General features: G+C 37.2%; 22 protein-coding genes. 19 read left to right on the top strand and 3 right to left on the bottom strand.

What is annotated here, in order from left to right:
* Positions 1–64: 64 nt before the first annotated feature.
* The 17 genes from FGK96_RS10140 (at position 65) to nrdG (ending at position 15,958) form a co-directional block, all read left to right on the top strand.
* Positions 65–622 (top strand): DUF3267 domain-containing protein, encoded by a 558-nt coding sequence (locus FGK96_RS10140; protein ID WP_138083418.1) that lies wholly within the window; start codon positions 65–67, stop codon positions 620–622.
* 64 nt (positions 623–686) lie between these two features.
* Positions 687–2,654, top strand: a complete 1,968-nt coding sequence (mutL, locus tag FGK96_RS10135) for a DNA mismatch repair endonuclease MutL (protein WP_138083417.1) — start codon at positions 687–689, stop codon at positions 2,652–2,654.
* A gap of 10 nt (positions 2,655–2,664) precedes the next feature.
* Complete coding sequence (locus FGK96_RS10130; RefSeq protein WP_138083416.1) at positions 2,665–3,888, top strand: MDR family MFS transporter; 1,224 nt, start codon at positions 2,665–2,667, stop codon at positions 3,886–3,888.
* Position 3,889: 1 nt separating this feature from the next.
* The gene (gene ruvA, locus FGK96_RS10125) at positions 3,890–4,483 is read left to right on the top strand and encodes a Holliday junction branch migration protein RuvA (protein WP_138083415.1); all 594 of its coding nucleotides are present in this window, start codon (positions 3,890–3,892) and stop codon (positions 4,481–4,483) included.
* 3 nt (positions 4,484–4,486) lie between these two features.
* Positions 4,487–5,041 carry a DNA-3-methyladenine glycosylase I gene (locus FGK96_RS10120; protein ID WP_138083414.1) on the top strand — a complete coding sequence of 185 codons (555 nt, stop codon included), beginning with the start codon at positions 4,487–4,489 and terminating at the stop codon, positions 5,039–5,041.
* A gap of 152 nt (positions 5,042–5,193) precedes the next feature.
* Complete coding sequence (locus tag FGK96_RS10115; RefSeq protein WP_138083413.1) at positions 5,194–6,453, top strand: competence/damage-inducible protein A; 1,260 nt, start codon at positions 5,194–5,196, stop codon at positions 6,451–6,453.
* 89 nt (positions 6,454–6,542) lie between these two features.
* Positions 6,543–7,685, top strand: coding sequence for a recombinase RecA (gene recA / locus FGK96_RS10110; RefSeq protein ID WP_138083412.1), 1,143 nt, complete (start codon positions 6,543–6,545; stop codon positions 7,683–7,685).
* A gap of 425 nt (positions 7,686–8,110) precedes the next feature.
* A complete protein-coding gene (gene spx / locus FGK96_RS10105; RefSeq protein WP_138083411.1) occupies positions 8,111–8,509 on the top strand; it encodes a transcriptional regulator Spx in 399 nt (132 codons plus the stop codon).
* Between the two features lie 111 nt (positions 8,510–8,620).
* Complete coding sequence (locus FGK96_RS10100; protein WP_003083367.1) at positions 8,621–8,890, top strand: IreB family regulatory phosphoprotein; 270 nt, start codon at positions 8,621–8,623, stop codon at positions 8,888–8,890.
* The gene (gene ruvX / locus FGK96_RS10095; RefSeq protein WP_003084867.1) at positions 8,887–9,306 is read left to right on the top strand and encodes a Holliday junction resolvase RuvX; all 420 of its coding nucleotides are present in this window, start codon (positions 8,887–8,889) and stop codon (positions 9,304–9,306) included. Before FGK96_RS10100 ends, ruvX begins: the two co-directional genes overlap by 4 nt.
* A 14-nt stretch (positions 9,307–9,320) precedes the next feature.
* A complete protein-coding gene (locus FGK96_RS10090) occupies positions 9,321–9,626 on the top strand; it encodes a DUF1292 domain-containing protein (RefSeq protein WP_138083410.1) in 306 nt (101 codons plus the stop codon).
* A 125-nt stretch (positions 9,627–9,751) separates the two neighbouring features.
* Positions 9,752–11,314, top strand: a complete 1,563-nt coding sequence (locus FGK96_RS10085) for a DUF2079 domain-containing protein (protein WP_138083409.1) — start codon at positions 9,752–9,754, stop codon at positions 11,312–11,314.
* Between the two features lie 101 nt (positions 11,315–11,415).
* Entirely contained in the window at positions 11,416–13,611 is a 2,196-nt protein-coding gene (gene nrdD, locus FGK96_RS10080) for an anaerobic ribonucleoside-triphosphate reductase (RefSeq protein WP_138083408.1), read from the top strand.
* 108 nt (positions 13,612–13,719) lie between these two features.
* The gene (locus tag FGK96_RS10505; protein ID WP_172601622.1) at positions 13,720–13,869 is read left to right on the top strand and encodes a hypothetical protein; all 150 of its coding nucleotides are present in this window, start codon (positions 13,720–13,722) and stop codon (positions 13,867–13,869) included.
* Between the two features lie 21 nt (positions 13,870–13,890).
* A complete protein-coding gene (locus FGK96_RS10075; protein ID WP_138083407.1) occupies positions 13,891–14,823 on the top strand; it encodes a Gfo/Idh/MocA family protein in 933 nt (310 codons plus the stop codon).
* Between the two features lie 10 nt (positions 14,824–14,833).
* Positions 14,834–15,337, top strand: a complete 504-nt coding sequence (locus tag FGK96_RS10070; RefSeq protein ID WP_138083406.1) for a GNAT family N-acetyltransferase — start codon at positions 14,834–14,836, stop codon at positions 15,335–15,337.
* Positions 15,338–15,343: 6 nt separating this feature from the next.
* Complete coding sequence (gene nrdG, locus FGK96_RS10065) at positions 15,344–15,958, top strand: anaerobic ribonucleoside-triphosphate reductase activating protein (protein ID WP_138083405.1); 615 nt, start codon at positions 15,344–15,346, stop codon at positions 15,956–15,958.
* A 121-nt stretch (positions 15,959–16,079) separates the two neighbouring features.
* Here nrdG and yaaA read toward each other — a convergent pair whose 3' ends face one another.
* From yaaA to treR, 3 genes are all read right to left on the bottom strand, one after another.
* Positions 16,080–16,811 carry a peroxide stress protein YaaA gene (gene yaaA / locus FGK96_RS10060; protein WP_138083404.1) on the bottom strand — a complete coding sequence of 244 codons (732 nt, stop codon included), beginning with the start codon at positions 16,809–16,811 and terminating at the stop codon, positions 16,080–16,082.
* A 134-nt stretch (positions 16,812–16,945) separates the two neighbouring features.
* Positions 16,946–17,149, bottom strand: coding sequence for a hypothetical protein (locus tag FGK96_RS10055; RefSeq protein WP_138083403.1), 204 nt, complete (start codon positions 17,147–17,149; stop codon positions 16,946–16,948).
* A gap of 162 nt (positions 17,150–17,311) precedes the next feature.
* Positions 17,312–18,025: a trehalose operon repressor gene (gene treR, locus FGK96_RS10050; RefSeq protein WP_138083402.1), complete on the bottom strand. Its 714-nt coding sequence runs from the start codon at positions 18,023–18,025 to the stop codon at positions 17,312–17,314.
* 217 nt (positions 18,026–18,242) lie between these two features.
* Here treR and treP point away from each other — a divergent pair, with 217 nt between their 5' ends.
* Entirely contained in the window at positions 18,243–20,237 is a 1,995-nt protein-coding gene (gene treP, locus FGK96_RS10045; protein WP_138083401.1) for a PTS system trehalose-specific EIIBC component, read from the top strand.
* Between the two features lie 64 nt (positions 20,238–20,301).
* The gene (treC, locus tag FGK96_RS10040) at positions 20,302–21,930 is read left to right on the top strand and encodes an alpha,alpha-phosphotrehalase (RefSeq protein ID WP_138083400.1); all 1,629 of its coding nucleotides are present in this window, start codon (positions 20,302–20,304) and stop codon (positions 21,928–21,930) included.
* Positions 21,931–21,991 lie beyond the last annotated feature (61 nt).

The raw sequence follows: 21,991 nt of genomic DNA, 5'->3' as shown, positions 1-21,991 counted from the left end.
CAATCTAAGAAAGATATGCTAAGATAGAGAAAAGAAGGATAGTTTCCCTAAACGGAGAGGATAAATGAAAATCTTAGAAGAAGTAAACGTGACTAGTAATAAGAGACTGCTTATAGTTTTAAATCTCTTTTCCATTTTGCTATTCTTGTGCTTTCTATACTTTTTTACCCGTATAGCAGATGTAATCAAATCTTTTCGAAGTGGTAGTATTGACTTTAATTTTGCGTCTCTTCTCTTAACGACTGGTTTAATCATTTTCCTCCTAGTAGTACATGAAGGAATACATGGAATTTTCTTTAAGTTTTTTCAGCCAGAAGGAAAAATAAAATTCGGTGTTAACCCTAAAAATATGGTGGTTTATTGCATCTCTCCAAATAGTTGTTATTCGCGAATGCAGATGATTTGGATTAGTATGGCTCCGTTTATTTTTATTACTTCTGGATTAACTCTTCTATATTACTTAGAAATATTATCGCCATTTTTATACATTATGCTTGCTGCACTACATGCTGGAGGTTGTGTTGGGGATTTTTATTATTGTTATCTATTGGGAATCAAATATCTTAAACTACCTATTATGGCAGAGGATACGGAGGCTGGACTCATCATTTACCATAAGTAAAGAAAGCACAAATGTGCTTTTTCTTTTATGTTATAATAGTCCATAAGAATGCGAGGACAAATGAATGACTAAAATTATTGAATTACCAGAAATTCTCGCCAATCAGATTGCAGCTGGGGAAGTTATTGAGCGTCCAGCAAGTGTCGTTAAAGAATTGGTAGAGAATGCCATTGATGCGAAAAGTAGTCAGATTACCATTGATATTGAAGAATCAGGCTTAAAATCGATAACAATCACTGATAATGGTGAAGGCATGTCAGAGCAAGACTTACCGATGAGTATCCTTCGTCATGCCACCAGTAAAATAAAAAATCAAGGTGATCTTTTTCGCATTAGAACACTTGGTTTTAGAGGAGAGGCATTACCCTCAATTGCTTCTATTAGTGAACTGACCATTGCCTCAGCCACAGAAGAATCTGAGTATGGCAGCCAACTTTTCATGCGTGGTGGTAAGATTGAAGGGCAAGAAACTATTTCGATGCCTGTAGGAACTCGAATAAGAGTTGAAAACCTTTTTTATAATACACCAGCGCGTCTAAAATACATGAAGAGCCTCCAATCAGAATTGGCTCATATTGTTGATGTTATTAATCGTTTAAGTTTAGGACATCCTGAAATAGCCTTTACTCTCATATCTGACGGGCGAGAAATGACTAGAACCTCTGGAAGTGGTCAATTGAAACAAGCTATTGCAGGTATTTACGGCCTAAAAACCGCTAAAAAAATGATAGAAATAGCAAATGCGGATTTAGACTTTGACGTCAGCGGGTATGTTAGTTTACCAGAGCTGACTCGGGCAAATCGAAATTATATTACCATTTTAATTAATGGTCGCTATATCAAAAATTTTTTGCTTAACCGCGCGATTTTAGATGGCTATGGTTCCAAATTAATGGTGGGGCGTTTTCCGATTGTGGTTATTGATATTCAAATTGACCCTTATCTTGCCGATGTCAATGTCCACCCGACAAAACAAGAAGTCCGTATCTCTAAGGAAAGAGAATTAATGGCTTTGATTAGTACTGCTATTGCAGAAAGTTTAAAATCCCAAGATTTAATTCCTGATGCCTTGGAAAACCTGGCAAAATCAAGCACCCGATCTTTGCCAAAAATAGAGCAGACACGCCTGCCTTTACAGAGTCGTAAACTTTACTATGATCCGTATGAAAATGATTTTTTTGTCGAAAAGAATGACGTTAGCGAAGCTAAGACTCCGCTTTATTCTGACCGATCTGAGCTTGACAAATCTGTCAACTTAGCGAAAGAGGCGCCAGTTGAAGCATCATCGCCTGCTGTTAAGCATGCTAGTCGCCCAGAGATAGAAGAGCTAACCGGAGACCATTCTGATTTGACTTTTAAAAATAAGCACAAGTTGGAACAAGTTGTGGAACGTTTGGAAAATGAGGAAGCGTCAGTATTTCCAGAATTAGACTATTTTGGACAAATGCACGGTACTTATCTCTTTGCTCAAGGAGTAGATGGGCTTTTCATTATTGATCAACATGCAGCTCAAGAACGGGTTAAGTATGAATATTATCGTGAGAAAATTGGACAAGTTGACAGTAGTTTACAGCAACTGCTTGTACCCTATTTGTTTGAATTTTCTGGCTCTGATTTTTTGACTTTGCAAGAAAAGATGTCTCTTTTAAATGATGTGGGGATCTACCTAGAGCCATACGGTCAGAATACCTTTATTTTGCGGGAGCACCCTATTTGGATGAAAGAAAGTGAGATCGAAGCTGGGATTTATGAGATGTGTGATATGTTACTTTTGACTCAGGAGGTCTCCATTAAGAACTATCGTGCTGAACTGGCTATTATGATGAGCTGTAAAAAATCGATCAAAGCTAATCATACTTTGGATGATTATTCTGCGAGACAGTTGTTATTACAATTGGCACAGTGTAAGAATCCTTATAACTGTCCACATGGGCGTCCAGTTTTGATTCACTTTAGTAAATCAGATATGGAAAAAATGTTCCGTCGTATTCAAGAAAATCATACTAGTTTGAGAGATTTAGGAAAATATTAGGAAGAAATTTATGAAGGAATTTTTTAATTTATCTAGACAAATCCAAATTAGGCAACTGGTTCGGTTTGTAACGATTACTCTTGGAAGTAGTATCTTTCCATTTATGGCCATGTACTACACTACTTATTTTGGCACACTGTGGACGGGATTTTTGATGATCGTGACTAGTTTTGCTGGTCTTCTAGGAAGTTTATATGGAGGCCATTTGTCTGATGCAATTGGACGCAAAAAGGTAGTTATTTATGGTTCTATTGGAACGACCATTGGTTGGCTTTTAACGATTGTAGCGAACGTGCCCAACCATGTTATGCCAGATTTGATGTTCCTCGGCATCCTACTAGTAGAACTTGCGTCTAGTTTTTATGCTCCAGCGTATGAAGCTATGCTGATTGATTTAACTGATTTGAATAATCGGAAATTTGTTTATACTATTAATTATTGGTTTATTAATATTGCTGTTATGCTTGGTGCAGGTTTGTCAGGCTTATTCTACGATCATTATTTTCTTGACTTATTGATCGCCCTTTTTCTCGTTAACATTCTTTGTTTCCTAATTGCTTATTTCTATTTCGATGAAACCAAGCCAGAGGATCATTCCTTTGTCCATAATCGAGGCCTTGGTGGGACCTTCCGAAACTACAAAGAAGTCTTCAAAGACAAGCCCTTTCTTATTTTCACTTTAGGATCGATTCTCTTTTCAAGTATTTGGTTACAAATGGATAATTTTGTACCTGTTCATTTAAAGCTTGCCTTTCAGGAAACAAGAGTTTTTGGGTTTCAGATTACGGGCGCTAAGATGTTGTCTATCATGGTTTTCACTAACACGATTTTGATTGTAACTCTGATGACATTATCGAATAAATTGACTGAAAGGTGGCCGTTATTGCAGCAGTTGATTTTAGGTTCAGGTATTTTTACGGTTGGAATGTTTTTGGCTTTTTCATTTAATCACTTTACAGGTATTATCATTGCAGTTATTATCTTTACTATAGGTGAAATGATAAATGTTCCGGCGAATCAGGTGCTAAGAGCAGAAATGATGGATCAATCAAAAATTGGATCCTACACAGGATTTATTTCTATGACGCAACCTTTGGGAGCAGTATTAGCAGGTCTAATAGTATCACTCAGCCATTTCACTGGGCTCATTGGTGTTCAAGTCTCTTTTTTACTTATTGCGATAGTGGGTCTGTACCTCATCATTTTAGCTGCGAAACAGAAGGAAAAGGTTTAATATGTTTGACTATATTAAAGGAAAATTGAAAAAAATTACTGCTAAATATATTGTTGTAGAGGCAAATGGTTTAGGTTATATTATTTATGTGGCTAATCCTTATAGCTTTACAGATAGTGTCAACCAAAATGTAACTATTTATCTACACCAAGTGATTAGAGAAGACGCTCATGTTTTGTTTGGCTTTCATACGGATGATGAAAAGGATATTTTTTTAAAACTTATTTCTGTTTCAGGTATTGGTCCGATGACTGCTTTAGCCATTGTTGCTGTAGATGATAACCAAGGCTTGGTTACAGCCATTGATAATAGCGATATTAAGTATTTAATGAAGTTTCCTAAAATTGGTAAAAAGACGGCACAGCAAATGATTCTTGATCTTGCTGGTAAATTTGTGGATAGTTCAGAGCCTAGTCAGCAGCAGAGCCAAGCTAAACGAAATAGTAATCAACAGCTTGATGAGGCTATCGAGGCCCTCTTGGCGCTAGGCTATAAAGCAACAGAATTGAAGAAGATTAAGGCTTTCTTTGAAGGTACAGATGAAACGGCTGAGCAATATATCAAGTCAGCTTTGAAGATGTTAATGAAGGGGTAGTTTATGGTTCAACGATGCCACTGGGTTCCTGTAGCTAACACACTATATTGCGATTATCATGATAAAGAATGGGGGAGGCCGATTTATGATGATCAAAAATTATTCGAGTTGCTGTGTTTGGAAAGTTATCAGTCAGGTCTATCTTGGTTGACGGTTTTAAGGAAACGCTCTGCTTTTAACAAGGTTTTTTACAACTATGATATTAAAAAAGTGGCTCTCTTCAGCTCAAAAGAGATGGCTGACGCTTTGCAGAATCCGTCCATTATCCGCCATAGGTTAAAGCTGGAAGCTACTGTCAACAACGCAAAAGCAGTTCAGAAAATTCAAGAAGACTATGGTTCGTTTTCTAATTTTCTGTGGGAATTTGTTAATCATAAACCCGTTGACAACCTTGTCAATAAAGACCATCCTGCTCCTGCTCAGACAAGTTTATCAATCAGCTTAGCTAAGACTTTGAAAAAACATGGTTTTAAATTTCTTGGGCCGACAACCGTCTATTCTTTTATGCAGGCTTCAGGAATGGTTAATGATCATGAGGAGAATTGCGCTTATAAGTAGAACCGTTATGATTAACGGTTTTTCTTTTACAATACAGCACTAAATCCTTTACTTAAAATATAATGTCTAACTTTTGGGGGTCAGTACATAGAATGCTAGGAGTTTTTTTGATAAAATGAAGGAAAATATCGAATAGATAAGTAGGTGACTAAATGAAGGCGGAGATTGTTACAGTAGGTACAGAAATCTTAACTGGTCAAATTCTCAATACCAATGCTCAGTTTTTATCAGAAAAAATGGCAGAGATAGGAGTTGATGTTTTTTTTCAAACAGCTGTTGGTGATAACAAAGCACGATTGCTAGAAGTTCTTTCCCTTGCTAGTAAACGTAGCGATCTTGTTATTTTGTGTGGTGGACTTGGACCAACTGACGATGATTTAACGAAGCAAACCTTAGCAAGTTTCTTGGACCGTGATTTGATTTTTGACGAAGAAGCTAGAGATAAATTGGATAGCTTTTTTGCTTCCCGATCACAAAGTTCACGAACTGCTAATAATGAGAGGCAGGCACAGTTGATTGAGGGTTCAATTCCTATTCAAAATATTACGGGGCTAGCAGTCGGAGGATTAGTGGAAAGTAACGGTGTTTCTTATGTTGTTCTACCCGGACCACCTTCTGAATTAATACCAATGGTAAATCAACAGTTGTTGCCTATACTGACTGTGACTCAGACAAAACTTTATTCGCGCGTATTACGTTTTTTTGGTATTGGCGAAAGTCAACTAGTCACTGTTCTAGGGAATATCATCTCTGAGCAGACGGATCCCACAATTGCGCCATATGCCAAGATAGGTGAAGTAACTCTCCGTCTATCAACTAAGGCTTCCGGAACGATAGAGGCTGATCAAAAGCTTGACGCACTTGAGAAAGCTATCTTAGCCACACTATCGATGGAAGGTATTCCTTTAAGTCAGTTTTTTTATGGCTATGGTGAAGACAATAGTTTATCAAAGGAAGTTGTCGAGTTACTCAAGAAAAAAAAGAAAAAACTTACTGCAGCTGAGAGTTTAACAGCTGGACTTTTTCAGGCGACCTTGGCTAATTTTGCTGGGATATCTGAATTTTTCTCAGGTGGTTTTGTGACATACAGTATGTTAGAAAAGTCGAGGATGTTGAATATTCCCCTATCTGACTTACAAGCTAATGGAGTGGTTAGCCACTATACAGCCCAAGCAATGGCCGAGAAAGCACGCTTGTTAACTGAGTCGGATATAGGAATTAGTTTGACCGGTGTTGCAGGACCAGATTCCTTAGAGGGCCATCCGGCGGGGACTGTTTTTATTGGTATTTCGACAGAGGAGAAAACAGATTCTATTCAAATAATAGTTGGTGAACGAAGCCGTTCTGATATTCGTTATATAGCAACGCTACATGCTTTTAATTTGGTCCGAAAAACTTTATTAAAAAGTTGAAATTTGATACAATATATTAAGTGTGGAAATAATAAAAATGACCGTTTGTGGAGTCGTTTTTAAGGTTTTCCCGTGAAGAGGAGAATGAATTGGCAAAAAAAGTGAAGAAAACAGAAGAAATTACCAAAAAATTTGGCGATGATCGTCGTAAAGCTTTAGATGATGCTTTAAAAAATATTGAGAAAGACTTCGGAAAAGGTGCAGTTATGCGTCTCGGAGAAAGGGCAGAGCAAAAGGTACAAGTTATGAGCTCTGGAAGCCTTGCTTTGGACATTGCTTTAGGAGCGGGTGGCTATCCTAAGGGCCGTATTATCGAAATTTATGGGCCAGAATCATCAGGTAAAACAACTGTTGCTCTCCATGCAGTTGCTCAGGCTCAAAAAGAAGGTGGAATTGCTGCTTTTATTGATGCTGAACATGCCTTGGATCCTGCGTATGCCGCTTCTTTAGGTGTTAACATTGATGAGTTGCTGCTGTCGCAGCCAGACTCTGGAGAGCAAGGGCTTGAAATTGCAGGTAAATTAATTGACTCTGGTGCTGTTGATTTGGTAGTAGTGGATTCGGTTGCAGCCTTAGTGCCACGTGCAGAAATTGATGGTGATATTGGGGATAGCCACGTTGGTTTGCAGGCTCGGATGATGAGTCAAGCCATGCGTAAACTTTCGGCCTCTATCAATAAAACTAAAACGATTGCCATTTTTATTAACCAGTTACGTGAAAAAGTTGGAGTTATGTTTGGTAATCCAGAAACAACGCCTGGTGGTCGAGCGCTGAAATTCTACTCTTCTGTTCGATTGGATGTTCGTGGAAATACACAAATTAAAGGTACTGGTGAACAAAAAGATAGTAACATAGGGAAAGAAACTAAAATCAAAGTTGTTAAAAATAAAGTTGCTCCGCCATTTAAGGTAGCCGAAGTGGAAATTATGTATGGAGAAGGTATTTCACGCACAGGTGAGTTGATTAAAATTGCTTCAGATTTAGATGTTATTCAAAAAGCGGGTGCTTGGTTCTCTTATAATGGCGAAAAAATCGGACAAGGTTCTGAGAATGCTAAAAAATTCTTGGCCGATCACCCTGATATCTTTGAAGAAATTGATCATAAGGTACGTGTGAAAGTAGGTCTCTTAGAAGATGACTTAGAGCAAGAAGACATTATGGAGACGACATCGAATCAAAGTACTGATGAGCTCGTTCTTGAGTTAGATGATGCTATTGAAATTGAAGATTAAGGAAAAGGCCCTAGGGTCTTTTTTGCTTAATATTAGATAAAAATAGGTTACCAAGACCAACTCAGGGGGGTAATTAAAAAACAAACTCTAAAATATGGAAGCTATGGACTTGTTGAAAATAGAATCTTCTTCTTGATTAAGGTCCTCTCAATAAGCTGGAATGAAGGGGAGAAGTTCTAGACACGATAAGAGTAAAGGGAATATAGAATTAACAAAACATTTAGAGTAGTTAAGGGTAAACCTGTTAGTAGATAGGAGAGTTTAAAAACAAAAAAGCGCTTACAACATCTTAGTAATGGGAAAAGATTCACAAAAAAATAGGGGAGAAAAGGCCAAAAATGACAAAAAATAGGTCCGGAGACCTATGTTCAAGTTTTTGATCTATGTTACAATTATCGTATCACGAGATAGAAAGTGAGAACAACATGATAAAAATTTATACGATTTCAAGTTGTACGAGCTGTAAAAAGGCCAAAACTTGGTTAAATGGTCACAAGCTCCCATATAAAGAACAGAATTTAGGAAAAGAACCTTTAACAAAAGAAGAAATTTTGGAAATTCTTTCAAAAACAGAAAATGGTGTTGAGAGCATTGTCTCATCTAAAAACCGTTATGCAAAGGCACTAAACTGTGATATTGAAGAATTAAGTGTTAGTGAAGTTATTGATTTGATTCAGGACAATCCTCGTATTCTCAAAAGTCCTATTTTGATTGATGATAAACGCCTTCAAGTTGGCTATAAAGAAGATGATATTAGGGCTTTCTTGCCACGCTCTATTCGTAATATTGAAAATACAGAAGCACGTTTGCGTGCTGCCCTGTAAAAAGCTCTGTTTAGGAGCTTTTTTTATGCTCTAATAACTAGATTTCTTGTTAATTATCAAAAAATAAGCTATAATATATCATAGCACTTAGTTTAGAAAGAAGGTGTAAGTATGGGATTTACAGATGAAACAGTCCGCTTTAAATTAGACGATGGGGATAAAAAGGAAATTAGTGAAACACTTACTGCTGTTTACCATTCTTTAGAGGAAAAAGGTTATAATCCAATTAATCAAATCGTTGGTTACGTGTTAAGTGGAGACCCTGCTTATGTTCCGAGATATAATGATGCCAGAAATCAAATCCGTAAATATGAACGTGATGAAATTGTAGAAGAACTTGTCCGCTATTATTTACAAGGAAATGGGATTGACGTTAAATGAGAATAATGGGTTTGGATGTTGGTTCAAAAACCGTAGGTGTTGCCATCAGTGACCCACTTGGGTTTACTGCTCAAGGTCTCGAAATTATAAAGATTGATGAAGACAACCAAGCTTTTGGCTTTGATCGGCTCAGTGAGTTGGTAGCGCAGTATGATGTCTCACAATTTGTTGTTGGCTTACCAAAGAATATGAATAATACCAGTGGTCCTCGGGTGGAAGCAAGCCAAGCCTATGGTCAAAAAATACAAGAACTATTCAAGATTCCAGTTGTCTACCAAGATGAGCGATTGACAACTGTTGAAGCTGAACGAATGCTAATTGAACAAGCAGATATTAGTCGGGGCAAGCGCAAAAAAGTTATTGACAAACTTGCTGCACAACTTATTTTGCAAAATTATTTAGATAGAACCTATTAATTAAGGAGAAAAAAATGGGACACAATCACGATCATGACCATGAACATGAAGTTATTACACTTGTTGATGAACAAGGAAATGAATCATTGTTCGAAATTTTATTAACCATTGATGGAAAAGAAGAATTTGGAAAGAATTATGTTCTACTCGTACCTGCTGGTTCTGAAGAGGATGAATCTGGAGAGATTGAAATTCAAGCCTACTCATTCACTGAAAACGAAGATGGAACTGAAGGTGACTTACAACCAATCCCTGAAGATTCTGACGCTGAATGGGACATGATTGAAGAAGTCTTTAACAGCTTTTTAGACGAAGAATGATAATAGGCCCTTTGGGTCTTTTATTTTTCCTAAAAATAGCTTGGTAGCTATGGCTTTAGAACTTCAAATTGACTAAATGTTATAATCTGATATACTTGTTGTATGACATTTCAAGGAGAAAATAAGTGAGTCAAATGACTGATAATACTACTGCAACTACAAAGGATTTTCAGGTTGATGATGGTCCAACTATTCATACAACAAAGTACGAAACAAAGGTTCCAGGTTTACATAAAATTTATATTCTAATAATCAGTTTTTTAGTAGCTTTTTTTAGTGTGGCCAATCCTTTATTGACGCATTGGGCAAACCCATTACAAAACCAAAACCTTTACATTGGGATGATGTTAACCAAAGGACAAATTCCCTACAGTGATATTTTTACAACCGGAGGAATGCTTTACTTTGTCTTAATAGCTTTAAGCTATTATTTATGCTCAACTTGGTGGTTGGTTTTCATGGAAGTAGTGGCATTCTATATGGCCGGAATTTATTTTTATAAATTGGTTCAGTTTGTAACAGCAAATCGTAAAATTTCATTGGCTTTTACGATACTCTATTTTATTTTGCTTGCTAGCCTAGGTTTTGGGGGTATCTATCCTATTCAATTCGCAATGCCATTTGTCTTGGTAACGCTTTGGTTTTTGACAAAATATTTTGCTGGATTAACCAAGGATGAGGCCTTTATTTTATTTGGAATTGCAGCTGCACTATCTATGCTCTTAGAACCTAGGACACTAGTTTTTTGGTTTATAGTTACCTTAGCTATCATAAGCTATAATTCTAGATTAAGACATTTCGCAAGAGGTTTCTACCAATTATTAGCCATTATATTAGGACTCCTCTTGGTCTTCTATGTTGTTGGCTATTTTATTTTAAATTTACAAATTTTAAGCCCGTACTTGTCTCAAGCCGTTTTGTATCAATTTTCTTATTTTAGAGTTGGGACTTTGCCGATTTTTCTTTCTTTTTTGGTTTATTTTGGTTTTTTAGGGGGTATCGGCTTCTTTTATAGTTTGGCTTCCTCTATAAAAGGAAAAGAAGAACAAATAGATGCTTATATTAAGTATCCTCTTCTCGCTACAATTATGATTTATCTTATTATTGCTGGTTTAAGTGGTGATTATTACCCATATCATCTTTTACCATTATTACCTTTTAGCTTATTTTTGATTACCGCACCATTTGGTCAACTTTATCATGCGTCTCAGAAAATACGTAGTCATCGCCGAGTAAGAAGACAGCCAAATGGTCTGCTGGCTATTATCAATCTTTATTTCAAAAAAACCTATTATCTACCTCTTATTGTCATTACTTTGTCTCTTGCTTTGGCGATACAACAATATCGTTATCAAAATCATCTCAATCAAGGAAGACAAGAGGTTGTTAGCTATATCAAGGGACACATAGCAAAGTCAGATAAAATTTACGTATGGGATAGCAGTTCGCAAATCTATTTAGAAAGTCAGCGGAAAGCCGCTTCACAATTTGCCTCTCCCTCTGTTAATGTTAAGAAGGCGGCGCATAAACGTATCTTGATTGATGAACTACTTCAAAATAGAGCTCAATATATTATTGTGAATAAGAATTGTCCATTACCAAAAACGCTAAAGAAACAGCTTAAGCGAGACTATCGATTAATCACTAAAACTGATATAACAAGCTTTCACATTTATCAGCAAAAATAAGTTGAAAATCAATATGTTGTGTTATTAAAAATTTATTAACACAACATATTGATTTTTTTGAATGGAGTGATATAATAGTCCAAGTAAGGAGAAATGACAAGATGACACATGAAAAAGAAACATTAGTTGTTCAACCGGATATAAAAGTGATAAAACGTGATGGTCGTTTAGTGTCTTTTGACACAACTAAAATCTATAGTGCTTTGTTAAAGGCTAGTATGGAAGTAACCCCAATGTCCCCCTTGGTTGAAGCAAAGTTAGAGGCTATTTCAGAACGTGTTGTAGCTGAAATTAGAGATCGTTTCCCTAAGAATGTTAAAATTTATGAAATTCAAAATATTGTGGAGCATGAATTATTATCAGCAAATGAATATGCTATAGCAAAAGAATACATTAATTATAGAACACAGCGTGATTTTGCTCGTTCTCAAGCAACTGATATTAATTTTACCATTGATAAACTGTTACAAAAAGACCAATCGGTGGTTAACGAAAATGCTAACAAAGATAGTGATGTTTTTAATACGCAAAGAGATTTAACAGCTGGTATAGTGGGTAAGTCTATTGGTCTTAAAATGTTACCTCCCCATGTTGCAAACGCTCATCAAAAAGGAGACATTCATTATCATGATTTGGACTATAGTCCTTACACTCCGATGACAAATTGCTGTTTAATTGATTTTCAAGGGATGTTAGCTAAAGGATTCAAAATCGGTAATGCCGAAGTGGAGAGTCCAAAATCTATCCAAACTGCAACGGCTCAAATCTCTCAAATCATTGCTAACGTTGCTTCAAGTCAGTACGGGGGATGTACAGCAGATCGTATTGATGAGTTTTTAGCTCCATATGCTGAGTTGAATTACAAGAAACACATGGCTGATGCTGAAAAATGGGTAGTTGCGGAAAAGCGTGAAGAATATGCGTTTGAAAAAACTAAAAAAGATATCTATGATGCAATGCAGTCTTTGGAATATGAGATTAACACTCTCTTTACTTCTAATGGTCAAACACCATTTACATCGTTAGGTTTTGGTTTAGGAGAATCTTGGTTTGAGCGAGAGATTCAGAAAGCCATTCTAGAGATACGTATTAAAGGTTTAGGGAGTGAGCATCGAACAGCGATTTTCCCAAAACTAATTTTCACCTTAAAACGTGGCTTAAATCTAGAAGAAGATTCTCCTAATTACGATATCAAGCAACTAGCCTTAGAATGTGCTACAAAACGCATGTATCCTGATATGCTATCTTATGACAAAATTATTGACTTGACAGGATCATTTAAAGCACCTATGGGTTGTCGTTCCTTCCTTCAAGGATGGAAAGATGAGCAGGGACAAGATGTTACATCTGGACGTATGAATTTGGGTGTTGTGACTTTGAATTTACCACGGATTGCCCTAGAATCAAATGGTGATATGGAAAAATTCTGGGAACTTTTTAAAGAAAGGCTCACTATTGGTAAAGATGCCTTGGTCTATCGTGTTGAGCGAGTTAAGGAAGCAACCCCTGCAAATGCACCAATCCTTTATCAATATGGTGCTTTTGGCAAACGTCTAAATAAGACTGATAGTGTTGATGAACTTTTCAAAAACCGTCGCGCAACGGTATCCTTAGGCTATATTGGTCTTTATGAAGTAGCATCTGTTTTCTATGGTGGGGACTGGGAAGATAATTCAGAAGCAAAAGATTTTACTGTAGCTATCATTAAAGTTATGAAATCAGCTTGTGAAGAGTGGTCAAATAGCTATGGCTACCATTTCTCTGTTTATTCTACACCATCAGAAAGCCTGACAGATCGCTTTTGCCGCTTAGATATTGAAAAATTTGGAATACTTGAAAATATTACAGATAAAGAATATTATACGAATTCATTCCACTATGATGTGCGTAAAAATCCAACACCTTTTGAAAAGTTAGACTTTGAGAAGGTCTATCCAGAAGCCGGAGCATCTGGGGGGTTCATTCATTACTGTGAGTACCCAGTATTGCAACAAAATCCTAAAGCTTTAGAAGCTGTTTGGGATTATGCGTATGATCGTGTTGGTTATCTAGGGACCAATACCCCTATTGATAAATGTTATCAATGTCAGTTTGAAGGAGACTTTACACCAACTGAACGTGGCTTTGCTTGTCCTAATTGTGGCAATAATGATCCTAAGACAGTCGATGTTGTCAAACGTACTTGTGGTTATTTAGGCAACCCTCAAGCTCGCCCAATGGTTAAGGGTCGTCATAAAGAAATATCAGCACGGGTGAAGCATATGAATGGATCAACTATTAAGTATCCAGGTGTATAAAAATAATGAGACTAGCAATTTAAAAAAATGATGTTATGCTTAAAAGGTTGCTTAGGGTAGGCAATCTTTTATTTAACTAATAGTATCAGCAAAGAAAGTGAGTAGACAATGGGAAAGTATCAATTAGATTATAAAGGAATGCAGCAAGTAGAAAGATTCCACGAAAAACAGTTACAACAGAATGGACGCAAAAAAGATAAGGTCAAAGATTTAAAAGCTCAATTTCTAGAGAAAGCTAAAAAGCAATCTCAAAAATAAGCGGCTAGAAAGTAGGAGTTAATGTTAAAACTTGGCATTATTGGTTTAGGGAAGATTGCCCAAAAGGCTTATCTCCCTTATATGCGCCAGCTAGGTGGTATTGAGTGGCATATATCAACACGCCAGCAGGCTACTCTAAGAGATGTGGATGCTCTTTTTCCACATTCAGTAGTTTACAATGACTATAAAGACTTGGTTAATGTAGCTCTAGACGGTGTTTTTATTCACGTTGCGACAAAAGTACATTTCCAAATAGCCGCATTATTCTTAGAAAAAGGAATCGCTGTCTATATGGACAAACCCTTATCTGAATCATATCAGGAAGTAGCGGAGCTTTATGCTCTGGCAGAGGCTAACCGAACCTTTCTAATGGCAGGATTTAACCGGCGTTTCGCTCCTGGTGTAAAGGAGTTGTCAACTATGTCAACTAAGCGTAAAGTTTTAGTCGAGAAAGATGATAGCAACAAACCTGGAGAATTAATTTTTAAAGTGTTTGATTTTTTTATCCACCCTCTTGATACAGCCTTGTTTTTAACAGAGGAAAAGCCTGAAACTGGCTCTTTTTCTTATCAGTTAGAGGGAGAAAAAGTTTGTCAAGTAGTTGTAAATATAGAGACTAAGAACACAGTGATTATAGCTACGATGAACCTTCAGTCGGGGTGTCGTCGAGAAGTGATGGAAGTTCAGGGACCTGAGAAGACAATGCATCTTGAAAACCTAGATCAATTAACAGTTTTCAAGGGAAATCATCAGGAACAAATTAGTTTTTCAGCTTGGGATACTACCTTATACAAACGCGGCTTCGAGTCGATTATTAATGCTTTCATAGATGCAATTAAAAATGGTGTCAACCCTGTCAACAATGAACTGACTTTGATGAGCCATTGGATTTGCCAGCAAATTGTAAGTTCAGAGGAGACAAGTGGTATTTTAGACCTAAACCTGCCACATTAGGAGGAGTTTGATGGAATTACGACGTCCAACTTATGAAGATAAGGAAACGATAGTAGAGATGATGCGAGAATTCGATGATTTCGACTCACCGCATGATGGAGGTTTTTGGAACCCTCAAGAGTTTAACTATGACAATTGGCTTGAAAATAATGAAAGAATTGAGCAAGGAATTGGGATTCCAAGTCACTTTGCCCCATCCATCCAATTTGTAGCCTTTGACCAAGTAACAAAGAAAGCTATTGGCTTCTTGAGTTTACGACTAAGATTGACAGATGCTTTGCGAGCCTCAGGAGGACATATTGGCTATTCTGTTCGACCTAGTCAGAGAAACAAAGGTTTTGCTAAGGAGATGTTGCGTAAAGCCATTACCATTGCACATGGGAAGAATATAGACGCTATCCTTGTTACTTGCAAGGTTAATAATAGCGCTAGTAGGTCGGTAATTTTGGCAAATGGTGGTCTTTTAGAAGATGTTCAGGGGGAGACAGAACGTTATTGGATAAAACAGAGGTAAAAGCAGATGTCAGAGAAATGCTGGAATAATCCAAAACCAAAGGAGTGGCAATCACACGAACTCAGTAAGGGGCGCATTATCGATTATAAAGCATTCAATTTTGTTGATGGAGAGGGCGTGCGTAATTCTCTCTATGTATCAGGTTGTATGTTTCACTGTAAAGGCTGTTATAATGCTGCAACTTGGTCGTTTAATGCTGGAATGCCATATACCAAGGAGCTAGAAGAGCAAATTATGACTGATTTAGCTCAACCCTATGTACAAGGTTTGACACTTTTAGGTGGGGAACCCTTTTTAAACACTGGCATACTGTTGCCACTCATTAAACGGATTCGAAAAGAACTGCCCAAAAAAGATATTTGGTCATGGACTGGTTATACTTGGGAGGAAATGATGGAAGAAACACCCGATAAGTTAGAGCTACTGTCCTTAATTGATATTTTGGTGGATGGTCGCTTCGACATCACTAAAAAAAATCTCATGTTGCAGTTTCGAGGATCCTCAAATCAAAGAATCATAGATGTCCAAGAATCTTTGAAACGTAATTGTGTGGTGATTTGGTCAAAACTAAATGATGGTGCCCAAACCTTCGAGCAGGTCAGTCGAGATAAACTTATCTAAGAAGAGCTATTTTTAAGATAATTAAAAATAGCTCTAAGTCTAAATAAGTAGGATTTATCCTCACACTTATCCACAACCTGTGAATAAAATCCAGGCATGGGGATAAACATCAAAAAGAGGCCTAGGCCTCTTTTTTGATATAGACAAGTTTATGGCAATTTGATTGCTCTTCACTGAAGGTGAATCCTTTAAAATCAAGGTTTCTAAGATCTTGAATGTCTTGACAATTGTACTGAGCACAAGCTTTAAGAAAGTCTCCGCGACCCTTTTTAGAGATGGTTGAATGACTTCTTAGGCTCCCGGCTTTTTCTTCTAAAAACAAGAGACTTATCCACAAGTTGTTATTATCTTTGCTGAAAACTTCTTCAAATTCACTAGATAAAAGTGAAATAATGATTTCCCTGTCATTCACGAAATAGTCATAATCATCACGCCAGTAATGCTTTAAGGATTTTCCATTGATTTTAAGTTTTGTTTGAAAATCTAGGCGATGTTCGGCGATGGGAAAATCCATTGGAATAACACCATATAGAGATGATGTTATAAAAGTATGCGTGAGGAGATAGTTTGTCTCTTGTTGAGATAAATGTTCCCGGTCCAGGTGACGATACATGAGGCCATTAAAGAGCTGATATGCAGGATAAGTTGGAGCTTGTCCTTTTTTGATGGACTGAATTCTATCAAACTCTTTTTGGCATGCAGTTTCCTTTAATTTATAAGCCAAAGCCAGTTCTTTGAATGATAAGGAGGCTAATTGATCTATGATAGCTTGGCTATTTTCTGGAATATTAGGAGGAAAACTCTGCTTGGGAATTTTCATTTCTTTAGCTGTTGGGATTAGAAAAGTTAACATATAGTTATTGTAGTAAAGAAAAAGCCTTTCTGTCAAGAAAAGGTCAAAACTTTTATAGCTTAAGTATTCCGTTGCTAATGTTACCGTAGGAATCCCCATGGAAGTAAAGGAGTTCTTGGTTTTTGAGGCTGCTTTCACATACCTTGGAGTTGCGCTTTTTGATAGCTGTCTTCGAAGGTGAGTTGGGCTTCAAACGTAATTGTTAAGAAGTTCAACCCAGGACTGGTAGATTCTTGGACTCTAGGCTTAGACTCTCTCCAGTGGTTGAAAGCCAAGTGATGATGATAATCTCCTAGTGTAATCCATGATGCTGTTGGGATAGTCATTTTATCAGTCATACCAAAAACTTTTAATTGGGACTCATCTGTCTCCTATTTTAAAAGGGAAAAACCAATTATATCAACATAAAAGGTGGCTTTTCTGACTAAGGCATTAATATATAGGGAGTATGAGGCCAAGAAAACTGATTTGTCAGCTAGCTTAGCCTCATACAGTGTTTATTATTTTGGTTTGCGTCTCGCAAAATCAACAAATTTAAATTTTTCTAACTTATGGCGGCTCTCAGTAAATTGAAATTGTTCATTAGATGAGAGGTAAACTTTTGATTTAACAGAAACAAGGTGGCGGTCTGATCCTAGATCTAGTAAAATTTTATCTTTGTCATTGACTTGATCGATGGTAACTTCTTTTAAGGCAAAATCAATAGCTAAGTTTAAATCATTCTCTAAGTATTGGTAAAGAGACTTTTCAGCAACTTCACGACTGATAGTTGGTACAATATCCTTGCTGAGGTAATCAACATCTAGGACAGAGGCAATACCATCAACTACTCTTTGACGGGTAATTCGCCAAATAATGGAACGAGGAGGGAAACCTGTCAATTTTGACATATCATTATCCACAATTAGCTTGTCAATAGCAATAACATTGGTTTTAGAGTCCATATTAAAATAGGTAACCAATTCTTGGTAGCTTGTTAACTCTGAAATAGGAAAAAGGATTTGATGGTGTTTGATAACTTGAGTTCCTCGACCTTGTTGCTTCTTAACCAAGCCATCTTTAACTAAGAGAGCGAGGGCCTTGCGAATAGTGTCTCGGCTAGCCTTATATTTTTTACTTAATTCGTTTTCAGGTGGTAAAAAATCATCAATAGCATAAATTCCTTTGGATATTTTTGATTCTAAATCTTTAAATATATATTCATACTTCTTCATAATAAGAGGGTAACTTTCTAACTTGTCTATTTTTCAACATACAAGATACCATAATTTTACTATTTTAGCTAACTTTTTCATCAAACAAGTTGCATACAAATATGGAATCGATTACAATTAAAGCGTAGATTAAATTCTTTATAAGAATTTACAAAAATTAATTTTTGGTTTTTTTGAAATAGAGAAAATCAAGGGAAATAGACCTAGGGGAAATCAAATGGGAAAATTTGAAAATGAAGCTAAGACGCTCCTTTCTGCTATTGGTGGTAAGGAAAACATCAAGGCAGTTACGCACTGTGCAACACGTATGCGTTTTGTTTTGAATGATAACAGTAAGGCCAATATTAAAGAAATCGAAAAAATTCCAGCAGTTAAAGGAACATTTACTAATGCTGGGCAATTCCAAGTTATTATTGGTAATGATGTTCCAATTTTTTACAATGAATTTACTGCTGTTTCAGGTGTAGAAGGTGTTTCAAAAGAAGCGGCAAAATCAGCTGCCAAAAGTAACCAAAATGTTTTCCAACGTGTGATGACAATGTTAGCTGAAATCTTTACACCAATCATTCCAGCTATCATCGTTGGTGGTCTTATTTTAGGTTTCCGCAACTTAATTGATAGTGTTCCGTGGGGATTCCTTGATGGGAAAACGGTTGTAGAAGTTTCTAAATTCTGGGCTGGGGTTGATGGTTTCCTATGGTTACCAGGAGAAGCGATTTTCCACTTCTTGCCAGTAGGTATTACTTGGTCTGTTAGCCGTAAGATGGGAACTACACAAATCCTTGGTATTGTCTTGGGTATCTGTTTAGTGTCACCACAATTGCTTAATGCTTATGCGGTAGCGACCACGCCAGCTTCAGAAATTGCTAAAAATTGGGTTTGGGACTTTGGTTTCTTTACGATTAACAAAATTGGTTACCAGGCACAGGTTATCCCAGCCCTCCTAGCTGGCTTATCACTTGCCTATTTGGAAATCTTCTGGCGTAAGCGTATTCCGGAAGTTGTTTCGATGATTTTCGTACCCTTCCTTTCATTAGTGCCAGCTATTATTTTAGCTCACACAGTTTTAGGCCCTTTAGGATGGACGATTGGTAAAGGCATCTCCTTCGTTGTCCTAGCTGGTTTAACTGGTCCTGTGAAATGGTTGTTTGGTGCTATCTTTGGAGCTTTGTACGCGCCACTTGTTATCACTGGTTTACACCATATGTCAAATGCCATTGATACTCAGTTGATTGCAGATACTGCAACTCGTACGACTGGATTATGGCCGATGATTGCTCTTTCAAACATCGCTCAAGGTTCAGCTGTCTTTGCCTATTACTTGATGAACCGTAAAAATGAACGTGAAGCAGAAATATCCCTTCCAGCTGCCATTTCAGCTTATCTTGGTGTTACTGAGCCAGCTTTATTTGGGGTTAACCTTAAATATATCTATCCATTTGTAGCTGGTATGATTGGTTCCAGTGCCGCGGGTCTGCTGTGTACAACAATGAATGTTCAGGCTAACTCAATTGGAGTCGGCGGATTACCAGGATTTATGGCAATCAATGTGAAATATATGGGCCAATTCTTTATCTGTATGGCTGTAGCCATTGCACTACCAATGGCATTGACTGTCTTCTTCCGTAAATCAAATATTATGACCAAAACCGAGGATGAAGTTATTGCCGATCGTTTGGCAGATGAATCACTTGCCGGTTCAGCTACAACAGTACAAACAGTTGGACATTCAGCAGTAGCTGAATTAAGTGCTACTGTCACACTTACCAGCCCGCTTACTGGTGAAGTAAAACCCTTAAGTGAAGCTGTTGATCCAGTGTTTGCGCAAGGAGTTATGGGTCAAGGGGTGCTTATTCAACCCACCGAAGGTGAACTGGTATCTCCGGTTGATGCTCAAGTTTCAGTATTATTCCCAACCAAACATGCCATCGGTTTGCTCTCGGTTGAAGGTGTTGAAATCTTGATGCATATTGGTATGGATACTGTAAACCTTGAAGGAAAAGGTTTTACAACTCATGTTAGTCAAGGTGATCATGTTAAAGTTGGGGATAAATTGATCTCCTTTGATATGGATCTTATCAAGGAAGCGGGATATCCAACTGAAACACCTGTTATCGTAACCAATCAAGATGCTTATGATGTGGCTATTGAAGGTAGTTTACCGCGTCATATTAGGCGTAGTGAAGATTTAATGATTGCTCGAAAAAATTAGCTACTGATAAGCGACATCAGGAACTGGTAACAGTTCCTGACGCTATTTCTATGAAAGGAAAACTATGACTATTGATAAACGTAAAGTTGTCTATCAAATTTACCCTAAATCATATAAAGACACAACTGGAAATGGAGTTGGGGACCTCAGAGGAATTATAGAAAAACTACCTTATTTAAAAGAGTTGGGCATTGATATGGTATGGTTAAACCCCTTCTATCCAAGTCCACAACGTGATAATGGTTATGATGTAGCTGACTATACTGCTGTTAATCCAGATTTTGGAACTATGGCTGATTTTGAAGAGATGATTGCTGTGGGGCAATCACTTGGTATCGAGTTTATGCTTGATATGGTCTTAAATCATTGTTCTACAGAGCATGACTGGTTTCAAAAAGCTTTAGCTGGTGATAAGTATTATCAGAATTTCTTTATTCTTCGTGATAAACCTACAGATTGGGTTTCTAAATTTGGTGGAAATGCATGGGCGCCATTTGGTGATACTGGTAAATACTACCTTCACTTGTTTGATATCACGCAGGCTGATTTAAATTGGCGTAACCCAAATGTTCGGGAAGAATTATTTAAAGTTGTTAACTTTTGGCGCGATAAAGGGGTTAAAGGTTTCCGTTTTGATGTCATTAATTTAATCGGTAAAGATGACGAAATTGTCGATTGTCCTATTAATGATGGGAAGCCAGCTTATACAGATCGACCTATTACGCATGATTATCTGAAAATGCTGAATAATGCTAGCTTTGGTGAAGATGATTCCTTTATGACCGTTGGTGAGATGTCAGCGACAACTATTGAAAACTGTATTCTTTACACAGCTCCAGGACGCGAGGAGTTGTCAATGGCTTTTAACTTCCATCATTTAAAAGTAGATTATGCTGATGGTCAAAAGTGGACAATCATGGACTTTGATTTTGTCGCGTTACGCAATCTCTTTCATTCATGGGGTGAAGGGATGAGTGAAGGAGACGGATGGAATGCCTTGTTCTACAATAATCATGACCAACCAAGAGCTCTAAATCGCTTTGTTGATATTGACAATTTTCGAGATGAAGGGGCTACTATGCTAGCAGCATCGATCCACCTTTCTCGTGGTACACCTTACATTTATATGGGTGAGGAGATTGGAATGGTTGATCCGGATTATCGTTCCATGTCAGATTATGTCGACATTGAAAGTAAAAATGCCTATCGGACAATGCTTGATGAGGGTAAAACACCTGAGCAAGCTTTTGCTATTATCCGAGCTAAATCCCGCGATAATTCACGAACACCTATGCAATGGGATGCCAGTGAACATGCAGGTTTCACGACTGGAACACCATGGTTAAAAGTTGGTCATTCTTATCAGGAAATCAATGTCGAAAAGGAGAAAAAGGGTAAAATTTTTCCTTTCTATCAAAAATTGATTAAGCTACGTAAAGAGCTACCAATAATCGCTGAGGGTACCTATAAAACTGTACTGCGGGATAGTGAGCAGATCTATGCCTTTGAACGTGAGCTGGGCAGTCAAAGCCTTCTAGTGTTGAATAATTTTTTTGCAAAAGAAGTATCTGTAGAGTTACCTGAATCTTATCAAAATGGTCAGATTCTGATTAGTAATTATGATGATGAGTTACTCGATAAGAGTATTCGTCTTAAAGCATATCAAACCATTGCTATTTTAGGTCGTTATTAGAAGTAAATAATCTCTTTATAAAAGCTTAGAGACAGTGCATTCTCTAAGCTTTTTTGGTACA

Source organism: Streptococcus porcinus (genome assembly GCF_901542335.1).
GTDB classification, from domain to species: Bacteria; Bacillota; Bacilli; order Lactobacillales; family Streptococcaceae; genus Streptococcus; species Streptococcus porcinus_A.
Note: the sequence above shows the minus strand (reverse complement) of the source record. Positions and strands in the feature narration are given on the sequence as shown.

Excerpts from the sequence above, each read along its gene's own strand:
- FGK96_RS10140 (WP_138083418.1), top strand. The coding sequence starts at position 65 with ATGAAAATCTTAGAAGAAGTAAACGTGACTAGTAATAAGAGACTGCTT.
- mutL (WP_138083417.1), top strand. The coding sequence starts at position 687 with ATGACTAAAATTATTGAATTACCAGAAATTCTCGCCAATCAGATTGCA.
- FGK96_RS10130 (WP_138083416.1), top strand. The coding sequence starts at position 2,665 with ATGAAGGAATTTTTTAATTTATCTAGACAAATCCAAATTAGGCAACTG.
- ruvA (WP_138083415.1), top strand. The coding sequence starts at position 3,890 with ATGTTTGACTATATTAAAGGAAAATTGAAAAAAATTACTGCTAAATAT.
- FGK96_RS10120 (WP_138083414.1), top strand. The coding sequence starts at position 4,487 with ATGGTTCAACGATGCCACTGGGTTCCTGTAGCTAACACACTATATTGC.
- FGK96_RS10115 (WP_138083413.1), top strand. The coding sequence starts at position 5,194 with ATGAAGGCGGAGATTGTTACAGTAGGTACAGAAATCTTAACTGGTCAA.
- spx (WP_138083411.1), top strand. The coding sequence starts at position 8,111 with ATGATAAAAATTTATACGATTTCAAGTTGTACGAGCTGTAAAAAGGCC.
- FGK96_RS10100 (WP_003083367.1), top strand. The coding sequence starts at position 8,621 with ATGGGATTTACAGATGAAACAGTCCGCTTTAAATTAGACGATGGGGAT.
- ruvX (WP_003084867.1), top strand. The coding sequence starts at position 8,887 with ATGAGAATAATGGGTTTGGATGTTGGTTCAAAAACCGTAGGTGTTGCC.
- FGK96_RS10090 (WP_138083410.1), top strand. The coding sequence starts at position 9,321 with ATGGGACACAATCACGATCATGACCATGAACATGAAGTTATTACACTT.
- nrdD (WP_138083408.1), top strand. The coding sequence starts at position 11,416 with ATGACACATGAAAAAGAAACATTAGTTGTTCAACCGGATATAAAAGTG.
- FGK96_RS10505 (WP_172601622.1), top strand. The coding sequence starts at position 13,720 with ATGGGAAAGTATCAATTAGATTATAAAGGAATGCAGCAAGTAGAAAGA.
- FGK96_RS10075 (WP_138083407.1), top strand. The coding sequence starts at position 13,891 with ATGTTAAAACTTGGCATTATTGGTTTAGGGAAGATTGCCCAAAAGGCT.
- FGK96_RS10070 (WP_138083406.1), top strand. The coding sequence starts at position 14,834 with ATGGAATTACGACGTCCAACTTATGAAGATAAGGAAACGATAGTAGAG.
- nrdG (WP_138083405.1), top strand. The coding sequence starts at position 15,344 with ATGTCAGAGAAATGCTGGAATAATCCAAAACCAAAGGAGTGGCAATCA.
- yaaA (WP_138083404.1), bottom strand. The coding sequence starts at position 16,811 with ATGTTAACTTTTCTAATCCCAACAGCTAAAGAAATGAAAATTCCCAAG.
- FGK96_RS10055 (WP_138083403.1), bottom strand. The coding sequence starts at position 17,149 with ATGACTGATAAAATGACTATCCCAACAGCATCATGGATTACACTAGGA.
- treR (WP_138083402.1), bottom strand. The coding sequence starts at position 18,025 with ATGAAGAAGTATGAATATATATTTAAAGATTTAGAATCAAAAATATCC.
- treP (WP_138083401.1), top strand. The coding sequence starts at position 18,243 with ATGGGAAAATTTGAAAATGAAGCTAAGACGCTCCTTTCTGCTATTGGT.
- treC (WP_138083400.1), top strand. The coding sequence starts at position 20,302 with ATGACTATTGATAAACGTAAAGTTGTCTATCAAATTTACCCTAAATCA.